Here is a 16,473-nt window from a genome sequence, read left to right on the forward strand (position 1 = left end):
AGTCCATGTAGCCAGTTGAAACTGGACTTGTAGATGATGGTTGTGGTATACAATTTTTTCGGGTGCCTGACCCCCTATGCGGTAGTGCGGTGAAGGATCTGACGTAGAAGAGAAGTCTCGCATGAGCGGGGATTCTCTTCGTAGTTTCTCTGGTGGGTTGTCTCGCCGACTTTGACTGTATGAAACTACCACAACGGTAGAGAACCGTAGTATTAACGCAGTTTTTAGGAGTGAGATATAGTGAAACTGTCTTAATAGGAATGCTAAAGACGTTATTGGTAAATATCAGTGACCAAAACCGCTATAATGACGGTCATTAATACAGCTTTCGCCCTCACTCTCTGTTCAAAAGGTTGTTAAGAGATGTAATCGGGATTCGGACTCACTTGGTAACCTGATACGACCAATTAATTTTCTTCAAACTTCACACGAGAACCGTCCCCACAAACACCCACAAACACCTCTGTTGGAAAAATGGGGATGAAAACTATATCATATGTCACTTTCTTAACGAGGGATGAGCAGGCCCAACGGCTCGTTTTTGTAAACAAGTTGTAAAAGAAGATTTCAAGCTTCCCATCTATGTTACTTTAAGAATTGAAAGAATAATCACATTCCATGGATGGAGGACGAGGCAATGCGTAAGTGGAAGTCTAGTTTCTTAGTAGTCATGATGATGGTGTTGAGTTTATCAGGGATTCCGGTCACCCAGTCTTCTCATGCGGCCACGACGAATGATGTGGTCATCAATGAGGTAGCCTGGATGGGGACAGACGTCAGTTACAACGATGAATGGATTGAGCTTTACAATACGACCGATTCTACGATTTCTCTGGAAGGATGGACTTTGAATGCGACAGATGGATCTCCGCAAATCAGCTTATCAGGTTCGATTGCGGCAGGAGGACATTACATATTGGAAAGAACCGATGATTCGACGCTTTCGAATGTGACAGCCGACCTCATCTATACAGGTTCGCTGAGCAATTCAGGCGAAGCCCTGGAACTGCATGATGGTGCTGGTGTCATCGATAGCGTCGATGCTTGGCACGCTGGGGATAACAGTACGAAAGCGACAATGGAGCGAATCGACCCACAAGCAAGCGGGACGGACAGCTCGAATTGGAAAACGGCAACCGATACATATACGGAAGGATTCGGAACGCCTTCATCAAGCAGCAGTCAGGCCCCAGAGACCGGGTGCTCGACGACAGCCCAGCAGTTGAACAATGTGAGTGATGCACCGGGGAGTATCAACGTGTACTTCAATAAGTGCGCTTACGAGGATTTTGCCACACCAGGAAATGAAGCGAACTACAATGTGAACTTGGAGGATCGCCTGATTCACCGCATCAACAACGCGACGACGTCGATCGACTTTGCCACTTATGAAATCAACCTCCCGGGAATCATCGATGCGCTTGTGAATAAAGCAGCCGAGGGCGTCGACGTGCGCGTGATCGCCGATGCGAAAGATGGCAGCGACCCACATTATGCAGAGCGTTACCAGACAATGCGTTTGTATGTTGAAAAATTGGTACGTGGAGCGGATAACGTTGTCGGGACATCCGACGATACGGAGGTGTTTTCGGACTCGTTGATGCTTGCCGTCGAGGATCAGGCGCTTCGTCAAGAATTCGGACTGCCATCTAGTCCTGAGGGCTTGGAGGCTGTGACGGCGGAAGTCGGAAATGGCACTGAGTCCGGCTACATGCTTGCGGATGCTGAGCAGAAAGAGGATGGCGGATACTATTCCCCAGGCAACCAGATGCACAATAAATTCGCGGTCATCGACGGCGAATGGGTCTTCACAGGAAGCTGGAACTTCACGGTGACAGGACTTTATGGCACGGAGGAAAACATGCAGAATGACGTGCTCGGAGGCAACACGCAGCATGTCGTCGAACTGAATTCAAGCGACCTTGCCGATGTCTTCAAAACGGAATTCGATGAGATGTGGGGAAGCACTGGACTGACGCCAGACCCTGCCGTTTCAAACTATCACGGACGCAAAATTGACAACACGCTTCATACGGTAAATGTCGGTGGAAAAGAAGTCGACATTTACTTCTCCGCGGGTGACGATGCGATTGGCGAAATGACGTCTTACGTGAAAAATGAAGCCGACTACAGCAGCTATTTCTCCATCTTTGCCTGGAGTGACCAAGCGCTTGTCGACGAACTGAAATACAAATGGGAAGGGTCCTACAATGATTTGGAAGGAAGCCTGACCGGATTCGATGTGCGCGGCGTCTTCGATCAGAGCTTCTGGAACCAATGGTGGTCCGCTTCGATCGAAATGACCGGACGCACCGCGAGCCAAACGTCCATCAATAACCCGAACGTCCGCTGGAACAACGCGGCCCCGGTATATGAGGACGCGGAAGATCGCAAAATGCACGCGAAAACGATGTTGATTGATTCAACGCACCCATCAAGCGACCCGACAACCATCGTCGGTTCCACCAACTGGAGCACGAACGGCAACGACATCAATGATGAGAATATGCTGTTCATCCATGATGCGGATGTGACGAATCAATTCTTGCAGGAGTTTTATGCGCGTTATGATGTCGCGGGTGGCCAGATCCCGAATTGATTTTGGGGGGAGAAAAGGAAGTCCTGCTTGAGAGGAAACTCTTGAGCGGGGCTTCTTTTTTAGTCACGGCGCTCTCGACGGTTTTGATTCTATTCAGTCATCAAAACAGTCGAGAAGAAGGGTATCAACGCGGTTTTAGGAACGTTGGATTAGTGAAACTGCTTTGACGGGAGTGATCAAGAAGTTTTCAATGAATGTCAGCGTTCAAAAACGTCTTGAAGAGGTACATCACCACAGTTTTCAGTATAGCTCCCGTTCGAAAGTGTCGAGAAGGGGCGCAATCGGGAAACTCACCATGAGAACCGTCCCCACGACCAGACCGCCACAAACCAAACAACAGAACCGTCCCCACGAGGCCGTCATCATTGAAAATCTTGGTCTTTCTGTATAGGATGAGGTCATCAGAGCGTCTATTAGATAGGAGAAATGACCGTGCGCAAGCTATCGAACCATTTATACATATTTTACTCGTTCGTCTTCCTGCTCAGCATCCTACACGTGTTTTGGCAGAATACCACGCTATTCACAATTATCGGGGTGCTGGCGATTGTCATGACGGCAATCAGCTTCCCCCGTTCCGATCGCATTTTCAAAATTCTCGGCTTCGTGCTTCTGGCAGCGGGTACCTTTTTCTTCTTTTCGGGAGAAGCGACATTGAAGGATATCCCGTTATTCTTCGCGGGTAACATCAGTTTATTGCTTTTGATTTCGATGCTTCCTTGGATGAATAGTGTCGTCCGGGCTGGACGGTATAATAAGCTACTTCAGTCACTGCTCGGTGGGAACGTGCGTGGACTCGGAACGTTGTATGCACGCAGTGAAGTGACGATGGTGTCGCTTGCCGCTTTTCTAAATCTATCATCCGCGACGATTTCACAGGATTTACTGAAGGAAAAAATGAAAAACGTGAACACGAAAGTGCGCAACAGCTTCATCACGATGGCAACGCTAAGAGGATATTCGCTGGCTCTATTGTGGAGTCCACTTGAAATCCTGCTCGCGACGTCGATTTTCATTACCGGAGCGAATTACTTACAAGTGCTACCTTGGATGCTTCTGATTGCAGTAATCGGCATTGCGCTGGACTCGTTAGTAGGAAAATGGATGTTCCGCAATGAAGAGATTCCAGCTGGTTCGACGAAAGAGGCGCCGCCTGTCGACAAGAAAAAGTTCAGCCAGTTCATCGCCGCACTCGTCTTGTTTCTCTGCACCGTCGTCTTCCTCGGTAACGTCGTTCAGCTCGACTTTCTGTTCTCGGTCACAATCTCGATTTTCCCGTTCGCTTTCTTGTGGGCCGTCTTGGTCAAACGCAGGAGAAGCTTCCTTCATATCGGATGGCCGACGTGGAAGTGGAAAACGAATCGGTTGGACAACTTCATCGTGCTGCTCCTATCACTCTCGTTTTTGACCGAAACATTGAATGTGTCGCCTTACCTGAGTTACTTGCAAAACCCGCTCATTGCGCTTGAAGGGAACCCGCTATGGATCATGTTCTTCATACAAGGGGCGTTCTTGATTCTGACGTTGATTGGGGTCCATCCGATTGCAACGATGGGGATTTTCGGCGGAGTGAGTGCGCTCTTGACCGGCACATTTCCACCTGTTACGCTGACGATTCTTCTGACGACATGCGCCATTGCGACGGTACCTGCCGCGCCTTATGGACTGATTGTCACGATTACGTCTGTAGCACTTAGGATGAATCCGTATCAGATTGTCTTGCGAAATCTACCGTACAGCATAGGTTTGGGGCTGATCGGAATCGGCATCACCTCGCTGTCGCTATGGGTCTATTCATAAAAGAAGGGAGATTATATGAAAAAGAAAGCATTAATCATCATTCCGTTCGTCTTGCTTGCGGCATTATTATTCTACCAATCGTATAAAAAACATACGTATTACACGATATTAGATGAAACATTGGCTACGAACGTTGAAAGAAACATGAATTATTTCTTCAGCTATGCGACGTTGCTGGATCGAATGGCCAACCCGAACGTGCAGAGACGGACGCAGGAGGAAATTGAAAGAAGTGCATGGAGATTTGAGGTTCTCGTTACAGAAATCGAGACAGAGAACACGGCCCTGATCGATGCCGGAGTGCTTCCGCAATCCGCGGACATCGATGGTTTGGAAAAGAAGGCGGAGGTCATCGTCGCATCGATGGAGCAATATTTAAAATACGAACCAGATGAAATTCCAGTCGACTTACAGGAGACACTTGACAGTCAAGGAGAGTACCTGGCCTCCATTGAAGCACAGATAGATTTCGAGGACTTGAAGGTGGAAGATATAGAAGGGATTTTCCTCCAGTTCGACATGCATGTGGGTCTGATGGAAGAGTGGCAGTATAAGTATTACGATTGACGTTTTTTTGGGTGCCTCCCCCCCCACTACGGTAGTGCGATAAAGGGATCTCAACGTTTTTGACTGTATCCAGCCACCAAAACGGTTGAGAGGAGTCGCATCAAAGCAGTTTTAAGGAGGACGTCTCACTGAAACTGCTTAGACGGCCATCCTCACCACGTTTTTGATGAATGTTACAGTGCAAAACCGTTGAGATGAGGATCATCACCACAGTTTCTAGTCTCGTTCACGTTGAAAAGTGTCGAGAGGATGCTACAGGGGGACAGGTCCGACTCTACACGAGAACCGTCCCCATAACAAAAGGAGGTGGAGGGCATGCAGATTCCTCCTTATTTATTGATGCGCGTGATTGCCGCGATTATCGGAATTTTATTATTTGTTTTACTTACGGCACAAACGAAGGAGAAAAAGAAGAAGAGAGTCGAAACGTTCGTCTCGTTACTGACGACGATCTTCATTTGGATGTTCGTCATGAAATTCGTGACGAAGTTTCCTCTGTTACTGGAGCACCCGCTCACCGTATTAGCGTACCCGAGTGGTACGCTGGAGTTTTATTTGGGACTGGTTGTCACGGGCATTGTATTTGTGCGGACGATTAGAAAGGAAAAGTGGAAAACGGACACTTATAAAGAGCTCTTTCAGCTATTTGCTGCCACTATGTTTTCCTTTTATTTCTTGATTACCGTCTTCTACGGGGAGCGGCCGCTAGTGGAGCTGAGTTTATGGTTCGTCCTCTACATCGGTTCTCTTCTCGTAAAGAAACACCAGCTATTCTGGTTCTCTGCAAGTATGGCAACAGCTATTATTGCGAGCCTGTTTTCTAGTGCTCCGAACGTAATGGGAATCCGTATTCACGCCGCCTTTTATCTTATCGTGGGGACGGTTCTCGTGATTGGTTTTCTCATACAAAGGAGGAGAGTGACGTGATGAAGAAGTTGGTGATTGCGGTCATCGTGACGGCGATGTTCGGCTGGGCCGTCTACGATATGATCGACTCGAGGCAGATGACGACGTCAGAAGACAGCCCAGCGACCGGAGAAGCTTCACCTAATGAGGATACCGGATTATCGAAAGGGCAGCTGGCTCCGGATTTTACCCTAGAAAGATTGAATGGGGAGACGGTGTCGCTATCGGATTATAGAGGTGAAAAGGTGATGCTCAATTTCTGGGCGACGTGGTGCCCGCCGTGCCGGGCGGAGATGCCGGATATGGAGCGGATCCACCAAGAGAAAGATGTGACGATTCTCGCTGTCAACTTGACGGATACGGAAAATAAGCGGGAGGACGTTCGTGATTTCGCTGAGGACTTCGAGCTGACTTTTCCGATTGTGATGGATGAGCAGGCTGAGGTGAAGGAGATGTATCAAATTCGCCCGGTTCCGACTTCGATTTTTATTGATGAAGAGGGGCGGCTGCAGGCGATTGTGCGTGGCGCGATGAATTATGACATGATGATTCAGCGGTTCAATGCGCTGTGATGAAAGGACAGGTAAACGTGGCATAGAGCCACAATTGCCTGTCCATTTGTTTTTTTATTTTCAGACGGGGTAATTTAATAGAGGAAGATACTTAAACAACTATTGGAGGGACCCCTATGAATAAAGTAGCGATTATTACAGGTGGAGGCAGTGGACTCGGACAATCCACGGCACTTCGTTTAGCAGATGAGAACGTGAACATCGTCGTGGTTGACGTGAAAGAAGAGACAGCCAATGAGACGGTGGATCTTGTAAAAGAAAAAGGCGTCGATGCCATCGCGGTGGTTGCGGACGTTGCGAAAAAAGAAGACGTGCAAAAGTACGTCGATAAGACGATGGAACACTTCGGACAGATCGACTACTTCTTTAATAATGCAGGTATCTCCGGAAGTGGCGGACAGTTTCTGGATACCGATGTCGAAGAAATTGAGAAGATTGTCGGCATCAACTTGTTAGGTGCGCTATACGGCGTGCGTTACGTAGCGGAAGCGATGCTGAAAAATGGCGGCGGTTCGATCGTCAATACATCATCGAGTGCCGGCGTCATCGGTCAAGACTCTGTTGTCACGTACTCGGCGACCAAACACGGCATCATCGGCCTGACGAAAAGCATGGTCGCGGAATACGCGGAACAGGGACTTCGTCTGAATGCGATTGCCCCGGGACCGACGGAAACGCCGATGGTCAAAGAATTCTTTGATAATAACCCGAAGATGAAGGAAAGCGCGGAATCTGGCATCCCGCAGAAGCGTCTAGGTACACCAGAAGAGGTGGCTGAACTCGTGACCTTCTTGCTGACGTCGCCTGCTCAGTACATCAACGGAGAAGTCATCCGCATTGATGGTGGATTCACGAATACGAAATAAAATAGGAAAAGGACAGATCCGCTGGCTCCGAGCCGATGGATCTGTCCTTTTTTATTAATCAAAATTCTGAGCTAGAATATTTTTCAGTACTTTTGCGCTATGGTCGAACTGCTCTTGCTCTTTTTCATTCAGCTTCACTTCCATAACGTTCCTTATGCCGTTCCGATTGATGACCGCAGGAACCCCAATATACACATCTTCCGTTCCATACTCTCCGTTCAAATACGCACTGACGGTCAGAATGCTATTCTCATTATGCAGGATGGCTTTCGTGATGCGGACCATACCCATCGCAATACCATAATATGTCGCGCCTTTTTTCTCGATGATTTGGTAAGCGGCATCGCGGACATTGGTGAAAATCTCATCCAAATCCTCGACTTTATATTGAGGATCACGCTCGATCATATCGTTTATAGGAACTCCGCCGACAGTCGCATGACTCCAAACCGGCAGCTCCGTGTCACCGTGTTCTCCGATGATATTCGCGTGAATATTGCCAGGGTCCACATCGAAATACTCGCCGAGCAGGAAGCGGAAGCGGCCAGAATCTAGAATCGTTCCACTGCCGATCACTCGCTCTTTCGGAAGTCCACTGAATTTCCACGTCGCATACGTCAAAATGTCGACGGGGTTGGTCGCCACTAAGAAAATGCCATCAAATCCACTGTCCATCACGTCTGTTACAATGCCTTTGAAAATGGTCATGTTTTTCTTCACAAGATCGAGGCGGGTTTCGCCAGGCTTTTGGTTCGCGCCTGCGCAAATGACGACGATATCCGCATCTTTGCAGTCAGTATAATTTCCGTACCACGTTTTCGTCGGGTTCGGCGCAAACACTTTTCCGTGATTCAAGTCCATCGCGTCACCCATGGCTTTGTCTTCGTTCAAATCGATGATCACAAATTCTTCGGCAATCGCCTGGTTCAGCATAGCAAAAGCATAGCTGCTTCCCACTGATCCAGCGCCTATTAATGCAACACGGTTAACCGTAGTCGTTGTCATTATGCATTCCTCCAATGGTTTTCGGTTGTGAAACACCTCACAATATTATTATGCGCTATTTTGGGGAAAGATTCAATGGTTTTTGTGAAATAATTCACAATGTTTGGTAGTTCTATTTTTATAGTAAAAGTATAGCATTTTGGGTGTTTGGGTTGGAAGGTTTTGCATTTTTGGATTGGTTTTTGTATATATGGTTTTGTTTTTTTGGCTGGAGGGGAATGGGGTGTCCGAATTATGATCGTGCGTGTCCGAATTCCCTGGGGAAATGTCCGAATTCGGCTCAATTGTCCGAAATAGGGTTCCGCATGTCCGGATTATTCCCTCTGATGTCCGGAATCCGTGAGCCTTTGTCCGAATCAGCCACTCAAATGTCCGAATCCCGCCCCGCCCGGCAAAGTGTCCTAATTATGAGCACGCTTGTCCGAATTCCCTAGGAAAATGTCCGAATTCAGCGCAATTGTCCGAAATAAGGTTCCACATGTCCGAATTATCTCCTCTGATGTCCGGAATCCGTGAACCTTTGTCCGAATCAGCCTCTCAAATGTCCGAATCCCGGCCACCCCACCCCCGCCGCCGCGCGAGACGGTGTCCGAGACACCATCACCGCAACCGGCGCAGCCCATACAAATCAAGCACACTGAACCCCACCTTCGAGAAAATCGGGAGAATGATGAAGGCGAGCACATCCACGGTTTGCTGCGTCAATCCGACGCCAGACGGACCGAGCACCCACACCGTGGGATACAAAATCCAGAAGCACGTCAAATAGGCAGCTGTTCGACGGTAGTGGATGGAAAGTTTATGTCCGGAACGGTCGGCGATCTGACGCAAAGGATACCAAATGATATAAAGAATCAACAAAAGCGCGATGATGCCGAGCACATACCAGACGTACTTCACAACACCGCTCGATAGATCCGCGATCAAGCCGGTCAGGATCATGAAGACATCCGCTGCGACCAAGCTGAAGAGGATGGTCTTGCTCTTTTTCTCCGTATAGATTATCGCCGTAAATGCTAAAGCTAAAAGAAGAAGCGGCGTCGTCACGACCCAGTCGAGGTAGCGGGCGAAGTAAATCGTACGCTCGGGTTGTTCGAGGACGCCTTGGCCGAACGCTATCGATAAATACGCTGCGCCTGACCATAGCGGAATCAAGATGGCAACAAGATATTCGTAGTTGGGCACGTCTTTCGGCCGGCGACTTAAATAGAAGAAATAGAGCGCACCCGTCAGCATGACGAGCGCATAAAAATAATGCAGACTTGCGAAGTTTTCCATTCGATCATCACCTTTTCAATGGTTATACACCTAGTTTGTCCACATTTGGGAAAGGATAAAAGGGGATTAAAATCGATTACTTACATGTTTCGACTGCATCGTTTATAATAGGAAAGGATGTAGTACATTTCGACAACCTAGGGGGTAGACAAGCAATGAAGCCATTTTCTGAAGAACACGATGATATAGAAGCGATCGACGTGATGGAAGACATGACGTTTGTGCTTTTCGGAGCGACAGGGGATCTCGCAAAACGCAAAATTTACCCTGCTTTATATAACCTATACGTAGAAGGTAAAATGCCGGAATCGATTTCGGTGATCGGATTGGGTCGTACGGAACTAACGAACGAAGACCTGCAAGCCCAAGTCGAAGAGGCGCTGAACGAATTTTCAAGACGAGATGTTCAGTCCGAAAACATACAAGAATTCTTGAGCAAGTTCCGCTACTTCATTTTCGATGCGATGAAAGAAGAGTCGTATGACCGGTTGCGGAAGTACATCGAAGACCGGGAATCAGAGCTAGGCATTCCGGATAACCGTTTGTTCTATCTATCGGTTGCGCCGCGTCTTGTGGAAATGATCACGACGCAGCTCGATAAGAGCGGAGTCAGCCGCACAAATGGCTGGAGACGTTTGATCGTCGAGAAGCCGTTCGGTTCGGATCTTGAGTCTGCACGTGAATTGAACGCCTGCTTGAAGCAAGTATTCGATGAGGAAGAAATCTACCGCATCGACCACTACCTCGGCAAACCGATGGTACAAAACTTGGAGTCACTGATCCGCCCGAACCCGATTCTGAAAGCGTTGTGGGATCATGACCAGATCGCGAACGTTCAGATCACGGCGAGTGAAACAGTCGGTGTTGGATCACGCGCATCGTATTACGATAAAGCGGGAGCCATCAAGGATATGGTTCAGAACCACTTGTTACAATTGGTGATGATGACAGCTGTACACCATGAGAAAAAGTTGTCTCCTAAACAAACGGAAGAAAAGAAACGCGAAATCATGGAGTCCCTGCAGCCTGTTGAGCCTGAGAATTTATCTACGCATGTGATCCGCGGGCAGTATGAAGAGGGAGAACTTTCTGGTGAGGCCGTTCCAGCTTACAGAGACGAGTCTGGCGTGACAGAAGGATCCAACAATGATACCTTCTTCGCAGCGAAATTGTGCATCGACAATGAATATTGGAGAGGCATTCCATTTTATATCCGCACAGGGAAGCGTATGAACGAGAAGTCGACTCGCATCGTGATTGAATTCAAGAAGGACACCGATGATGCTGGGATCGTTTCCAACCTATTGGTGATCCAGGTTAACCCGGACGAGAGCATCTCATTACGCGTCAACATGAAGGATAATTCCACCGATCAGTTCGAGCCACAGTACATCAGTTTTTCTGACAATTCTTCCACACAACCAGAGGCGTACGAGCGTTTGCTGTATGATGGAATGGTCGGAAACTCGACGTACTTTGCGCACTGGCACGAAGTTGAATTATCATGGGAATGGGTACAGCCGATCTTGGATGCCTTCGAACAAGATGAAGTCCCGCTACACTTCTATCCAGCCGGATCCAAGGGACCAAGCGCGTCTCACGAGTTGCTGGAAAAAGACGGGTTTGAGTGGAATTAATGAATTTTTATAAGAAAGAGGGTCGATCGTGATGAGTAAACAGAATATGGGCGTCATTGGCTTGGGTGTCATGGGAGCCAACCTTGCGCTGAATATGGAAGAGAGCGGCTATTCCGTTTCGATTTATGACTATTGGACGGAACGTGTCGATGAGATGCTTGAAAAAGAGGCCAAAGGCAAGAACGTCAACGGTGCGTACAGCATCGAGGAGTTCATTGAGTCCTTGGAATCTCCGAGAAAAATCTTGATGATGGTGAAAGCCGGTGAAACGACGGATAAAGTCATCCAGTCGCTTGTCCCTCATTTGAATGAAGGCGACATTCTGATCGATGGCGGAAACACGTATTATCCGGATACCGAGCGTCGTGCGGAAGAATTGAAAGATACGGGTGTTCACTTCATTGGAACGGGATTCTCAGGCGGCGAAGAAGGCGCGCGTACGGGTCCTTCCATCATGCCGGGCGGTCCTGCTGAAGCGTACAAAGAAGTGCAGCCGATTTTCGACGCGATTTCTGCAAAAGTCGACGGCGAGCCTTGCAGCACGCACATCGGTACAGGCGGCGCCGGCCACTACGTGAAAATGGTGCACAACGGCATCGAATACGGAGACATGCAGCTGATCTCTGAAGCGTACTTTTTACTTAAGAATGTCCTTGAATTGTCTGCTGAAGAAATTCACAACGTCTTCAAAGAGTGGAATGAAGGCGAGCTGAACAGCTACTTGATCGAAATCACCGCTGATATTTTCACAAAAATCGATGAGGAGACGGGCAAGCCACTTGTCGAAGTGATCCTCGATACAGCGGGTCAAAAAGGGACAGGGAAGTGGACGAGTATCAATGCGCTTGAACTCGGAACTCCCCTGCCACTGATAACAGAGTCTGTGTTCGCGCGCTTCATCTCTGCTATGAAGGAAGAACGTGTCAGAGCAAGCGAACAGCTGCAAGGACCTGAAATCAAGTTCGACGCCGACAAAGATGAAGCGATCGAATCGATCCGTAAAGCGTTGTACATGAGTAAAATCTGCTCGTACGCGCAAGGATTCGCGCAAATGCAAGCGGCATCGAAAGAAAAAGGCTGGAACTTGGCATACGGCAACATCGCCTCCATCTTCCGCGGCGGCTGCATCATCCGCGCTCAGTTCTTGAACGACATCAAAGCGGCCTATGACCGCAACCCAGAGATCGACAACTTGCTACTGGACGACTACTTCAAGAACATCGTCCACAGCTACCAGCAAGACTTGCGTAACACATTGCACCTAGCAATTCAAAACGGTATTCCAGTGCCGGCTCTATCTAGCGCAATCGCGTACTACGATAGCTACCGCACAGCGAAATTGCCAGCAAACTTGCTGCAAGCACAGCGTGACTACTTCGGCGCGCACACGTATCAGCGCATCGACAAAGAAGGCACGTTCCACACGGAGTGGACGAAATAAGTTTGGCTTTTTCTTAGCGTGGGGCGTTCTCGTGCGTAGCGTTCTTTGCATGGGGACGGTTCTGGTGTTTGGTTCAACTAAATAGGATATTAGGGGTGACTCTTTTAGGGAGTCATCCCTTTTTTGGTGATGAGAGAGTGGGTGCTGGACTTAGGCAACAAAAGGAATATGACGTTATTGATCAAACGTTTGTTTAATTTCTCGTGTGAGCCGATAGCACAGTCTTTCTCAACCTTTTTTCATGCAGACGAGCGTGGAAAACTGTGGAGAGGAGGATGATTAAAACGGTTTTGAAAGACGTCTATGCAAAAAAGTGTGGAGAGGAGTTATATCACAGCAGTTTCGTTAACCCCTGAGATTTAAAACCGTTGAGATATCCTCGATCACTACACTTTTGAAGGACAATCCGAATCAAAACCGACGAGAGACCTCCCCGATCATTCGAACATAAATGAATCGAATTGATGATTCTACCTTTACTTTCTTTTACATAACGCGAACAAAGGACTAGACCTAATCTTTCCAATATTTGATATAATTGTAGATGGTCGTGAATATTTCGACTAATCTTTCATTTCAAAAGGAGAGAAATTAGTGATGAGGAAAACCCCTATGAAAGTGATTGCTTCAGCAACTCTATTATCGACGATTGCCATCCCAGTCGCAGCAGACGCCGTTCAGGCAGAGGAAGTTTCGATTGAATCGGTTGTCTTGAAAACGGATACAGGTTTGGTACGCGTGTCCCTTGAAGATTTTTCCGATGCGATGTTATCAGGTGAAGGCAATCAGTTACTGACATACATAGCTGAGAATGAGTTATACGGTATCGCACTAAATAGCGACAGCGTCGTGTATTACGATGACTTTGTCGACGAAGTGTTATCGAGCCCTGGCTTTGATGTGTTTGAAGTGCTCGAAGATATGTCTGATCAAGATGATTTCTTGTTTACGGATGAGGAGTTGGACGGGATCGGCGAATTACCGCCACTTGGTGAAGATCTTCTTCAACCCCACGACATCCAGGGCGCCGCTCATTTCTCTCCTTTTGAAGGTGAGAGTGTCGGACCTGTCGAAGGCATCGTGACGCACGTCTTGGACAAGCAGTACTTTCCGAAAGGTTTCTATATCTATTCGACGAACGAAGACGGCGATGTCGCGACATCCGAGGGTGTTTTCGTTAAAACGGATGAGACACCGGAAGTCGGAAGTATCGTCCAGGTCACCGGTATGGTCGAGGAGCGGAAGCCATCGTTGCCATCCTATATGAGTACGGAATTCGAATTGACGACGACTCAAATCGCGGCGTCAGAAGTGAATGTGACCGGCGTTGCAGATGAACTTCCGGACACGGTTCTCCTCGGAAAAGACCGCATCCAACCTACAGACGTCATCGATGACGACGGTTTGGAGTCATTTGATTCTGAAGAAGATGCCATCGACTTTTACGAAAGTTTAGAAGGTATGCGTGTAGAAGTGCCGAAACCGACCGTTTTGTCTCCGATCAAATACGATGAAATCACGGTGACGGCTGGTAAAGTGAAAGAGGATCGCAGCCAGTCAGGCGGGCTTTTGCTGACACCGGATGACCCGAATCCTGAGCGCTTGATCGTCGACGTCGAAGATTACGCGAGCACGGCGACCTACCCTGCGACCGTCGGTGACCAGTTCAAAGGCAACATCACCGGCATCATGGATTACGACTACAGCAATTTCCAGCTGATCGCGACGGAGGAACTTCCGGAGCTCAAACAGTCGAATTACGAACCTGAAACGACGACCATCACGAGCGAATCGAACAAGCTCCGTGTCGCGACCTATAATGTAGAAAACTTCTCGACGGATGATGCCGGGGACAAAGCGAACCGCATCGCCGAAACCATTACGGATAATATGAAAAATCCAGATATCCTGAGCCTGGTCGAAGTACAGGACAACGACGGGTCAGAGGATAGCGGGGTCACCTCTGCGGAGGAGAGCGCGCAAGTGTTGATCGATGCGATTGAGCAAGCGGGCGGCCCAACGTATGAATACGTCGAAGTCGAGCCTGTGAACAATGAAGAAGGCGGGCAGCCAGGTGGGAATATCCGCGTCGGGTTCTTATACAATCCTGACCGTGTCAGCTTGAAAGATGGCGCTCCCGAAGGCGGTTCACTAGAAGCGGTCGGTTATGAAAATGATGACCTGACACTGAACCCAGGACGTATCGATCCGACGAATGAAGCGTTCGAGGATTCTCGTATTCCACTAGCCGCTGAATTCACATTCCAAGGCGAAGACGTCATCGTCCTAGCCAACCACTTCAATTCCAAGGGCGGAGATGATGCGCTTTACGGCCTCCGTCAACCAGCCCAGCAGGGATCTGAAGTCCAACGTCATAAAATCGCACAAGTCGTGAACAACTTCGTCGATGACATTATGGAAGAAGATCCAGATGCCAACGTCGTCGTAACTGGCGATATGAACGACTTCCAGTTCTCTGAAACGCTCGATATTTTGAAAGGTGACGTGCTGACGAACAAAGTCGACAGTCTGCCTGAAGACGAGCAGTACACGTACGTGTTCCAAGGTAACTCCCAAGTGCTCGATCACATTCTCGTGAACAACGCTCTGGCCGATGACACCGAGATCGACATCGTGCATATCAACGCTGAATTTTCCGAGGTTGAAGGACAAGCGAGTGACCACGATCCATTGCTTGCGAAAATCGACTTCGGCTTCGATCCGCTGACAGCTAAAGAAGCAGTCGTTGTAAACAAAGAGTCTCTCTCAATCGGATTCTCTGGTGGAGACGAAGCGACAAGCGTAACCCAAGATCTCAAACTTCCAACGAGCGGAACCGATGGCGTGAAGATTTCGTGGGAGTCGAGTGATGATTCTTATGTAACGGACGAAGGAAACGTCACGCGTCCAGCGGCTGAGGCAGAAGACCAAACGGTGACGTTGACCGCAACCATCAAGAAAAAAGGCGAAAGAGCTACCAAAACGTTCGACGTGACCGTAGTAAAAGAACTCGGACAAGTGTCGATCGAAGAAGCACGCACACTTTCAAATGATTCTAGCGTAATCATCAGCGGAACGATCACGGCAATCGACGGCAAAAACTTCTACATCCAAGACGGTACAGCAGGCATCATCGTGCGCGATTGGTCCGGCGAATTCGCAGGTGAAGTCGGCGACACAATTAAAGTAGAAGGAACGAAAACCGACTACAACGGCATGGAACAAGTCGAAGTCGAGGCCGCAGCGAACATCAGCGTGACCGACGAAGGCGAACAGCCAACGCCAAAAGTGATCACGGCAGACGAGTTGAATGAAGCGCATGAAGGCATGCTCGTCACCATCGAAGATGTCTCTGTGACAGGGGATGCCGGCTACGGTGAGTACAACGCCGAAGACAGCCAGCAGCAATCGTTCATCATCGACAACGAGCTGATTCAAAACGCCGTTACAATCGATGAATCGTATGCTTCTGTGACAGGCGTTGTCCATTACAGCTACGGTGCTTATAAACTGGCACCTCGTATGGAAGCGGATGTTGTGAAATAAATCTAGTAGAGGAGGATGACTCTCATAGGAGGGTCATTCTTTTTGTTGTCTCCACACTTTTGGGAGACGATGACTCTAAAAAGTGCGGAGAGGAGTCCGATCTGAGCGGTTTTGTAAGTTTCATAGTTATAAAAGTGTTGAGAGGAAGGCTATCACGTCGCATTTGTCACCTGTCACGCCTAGAAACTGTGGTGACCAGCCTTATCTCAGCACTTTTGAACGCCGTAATCTCCTAAAAGTGCCGAGAGCCCCTCCA

At 48.5% G+C, this 16,473-nt stretch carries 11 protein-coding genes; 9 read left to right on the forward strand and 2 right to left on the reverse strand.

Translation table 11 applies throughout. The annotated features are described in order from the left end of the window. Nucleotides 1–637 precede the first annotated feature (637 nt). From H0266_RS10530 to H0266_RS10555, 6 genes are all read left to right on the forward strand, one after another. Entirely contained in the window at nucleotides 638–2,599 is a 1,962-nt protein-coding gene (locus H0266_RS10530) for a phospholipase D-like domain-containing protein (RefSeq protein ID WP_181472353.1), read from the forward strand. 432 nt (nucleotides 2,600–3,031) lie between these two features. Next, nucleotides 3,032–4,399: a hypothetical protein gene (locus H0266_RS10535; protein WP_425484299.1), complete on the forward strand. Its 1,368-nt coding sequence runs from the start codon at nucleotides 3,032–3,034 to the stop codon at nucleotides 4,397–4,399. Between the two features lie 15 nt (nucleotides 4,400–4,414). After that, entirely contained in the window at nucleotides 4,415–4,966 is a 552-nt protein-coding gene (locus H0266_RS10540; protein WP_181472355.1) for a hypothetical protein, read from the forward strand. A 315-nt stretch (nucleotides 4,967–5,281) separates the two neighbouring features. Next, entirely contained in the window at nucleotides 5,282–5,893 is a 612-nt protein-coding gene (locus tag H0266_RS10545; protein ID WP_181472356.1) for a hypothetical protein, read from the forward strand. Then, nucleotides 5,893–6,444, forward strand: coding sequence for a redoxin domain-containing protein (locus tag H0266_RS10550; RefSeq protein ID WP_181472837.1), 552 nt, complete (start codon nucleotides 5,893–5,895; stop codon nucleotides 6,442–6,444). The genes H0266_RS10545 and H0266_RS10550 overlap by 1 nt, the downstream gene beginning before the upstream one ends. Nucleotides 6,445–6,560: 116 nt before the next feature. Beyond that, complete coding sequence (locus H0266_RS10555; protein WP_181472357.1) at nucleotides 6,561–7,310, forward strand: SDR family NAD(P)-dependent oxidoreductase; 750 nt, start codon at nucleotides 6,561–6,563, stop codon at nucleotides 7,308–7,310. 54 nt (nucleotides 7,311–7,364) lie between these two features. Here the strand turns inward: H0266_RS10555 and H0266_RS10560 are convergent, their stop codons facing one another. Continuing rightward, nucleotides 7,365–8,315: an L-lactate dehydrogenase gene (locus H0266_RS10560; RefSeq protein WP_181472358.1), complete on the reverse strand. Its 951-nt coding sequence runs from the start codon at nucleotides 8,313–8,315 to the stop codon at nucleotides 7,365–7,367. A 600-nt stretch (nucleotides 8,316–8,915) separates the two neighbouring features. Then, entirely contained in the window at nucleotides 8,916–9,593 is a 678-nt protein-coding gene (locus tag H0266_RS10565; protein WP_181472359.1) for a bacteriorhodopsin, read from the reverse strand. 203 nt (nucleotides 9,594–9,796) lie between these two features. Here H0266_RS10565 and zwf point away from each other — a divergent pair, with 203 nt between their 5' ends. The 3 genes from zwf to H0266_RS10580 all read left to right on the forward strand — a co-directional run bounded on the left by zwf (nucleotide 9,797) and on the right by H0266_RS10580 (nucleotide 16,217). After that, nucleotides 9,797–11,230, forward strand: a complete 1,434-nt coding sequence (zwf, locus tag H0266_RS10570) for a glucose-6-phosphate dehydrogenase (protein WP_181472838.1) — start codon at nucleotides 9,797–9,799, stop codon at nucleotides 11,228–11,230. 31 nt (nucleotides 11,231–11,261) lie between these two features. Beyond that, nucleotides 11,262–12,671: an NADP-dependent phosphogluconate dehydrogenase gene (gene gndA / locus H0266_RS10575; RefSeq protein ID WP_181472360.1), complete on the forward strand. Its 1,410-nt coding sequence runs from the start codon at nucleotides 11,262–11,264 to the stop codon at nucleotides 12,669–12,671. 597 nt (nucleotides 12,672–13,268) lie between these two features. After that, nucleotides 13,269–16,217: an immunoglobulin-like domain-containing protein gene (locus tag H0266_RS10580; RefSeq protein WP_181472361.1), complete on the forward strand. Its 2,949-nt coding sequence runs from the start codon at nucleotides 13,269–13,271 to the stop codon at nucleotides 16,215–16,217. The last annotated feature ends 256 nt before the right edge of the window (nucleotides 16,218–16,473 follow it).

The organism is Halobacillus locisalis (assembly GCF_013694105.1).
GTDB lineage: Bacteria > Bacillota > Bacilli > Bacillales > Halobacillaceae > Halobacillus > Halobacillus locisalis.

What these genes read in the sequence shown, in the direction of transcription:
- H0266_RS10530 (WP_181472353.1), top strand. Translation starts at nt 638, where the DNA reads ATGCGTAAGTGGAAGTCTAGTTTCTTAGTAGTCATGATGATGGTGTTG.
- H0266_RS10540 (WP_181472355.1), top strand. Translation starts at nt 4,415, where the DNA reads ATGAAAAAGAAAGCATTAATCATCATTCCGTTCGTCTTGCTTGCGGCA.
- H0266_RS10545 (WP_181472356.1), top strand. Translation starts at nt 5,282, where the DNA reads ATGCAGATTCCTCCTTATTTATTGATGCGCGTGATTGCCGCGATTATC.
- H0266_RS10550 (WP_181472837.1), top strand. Translation starts at nt 5,893, where the DNA reads ATGAAGAAGTTGGTGATTGCGGTCATCGTGACGGCGATGTTCGGCTGG.
- H0266_RS10555 (WP_181472357.1), top strand. Translation starts at nt 6,561, where the DNA reads ATGAATAAAGTAGCGATTATTACAGGTGGAGGCAGTGGACTCGGACAA.
- H0266_RS10560 (WP_181472358.1), bottom strand. Translation starts at nt 8,315, where the DNA reads ATGACAACGACTACGGTTAACCGTGTTGCATTAATAGGCGCTGGATCA.
- H0266_RS10565 (WP_181472359.1), bottom strand. Translation starts at nt 9,593, where the DNA reads ATGGAAAACTTCGCAAGTCTGCATTATTTTTATGCGCTCGTCATGCTG.
- zwf (WP_181472838.1), top strand. Translation starts at nt 9,797, where the DNA reads ATGGAAGACATGACGTTTGTGCTTTTCGGAGCGACAGGGGATCTCGCA.
- gndA (WP_181472360.1), top strand. Translation starts at nt 11,262, where the DNA reads ATGAGTAAACAGAATATGGGCGTCATTGGCTTGGGTGTCATGGGAGCC.
- H0266_RS10580 (WP_181472361.1), top strand. Translation starts at nt 13,269, where the DNA reads ATGAGGAAAACCCCTATGAAAGTGATTGCTTCAGCAACTCTATTATCG.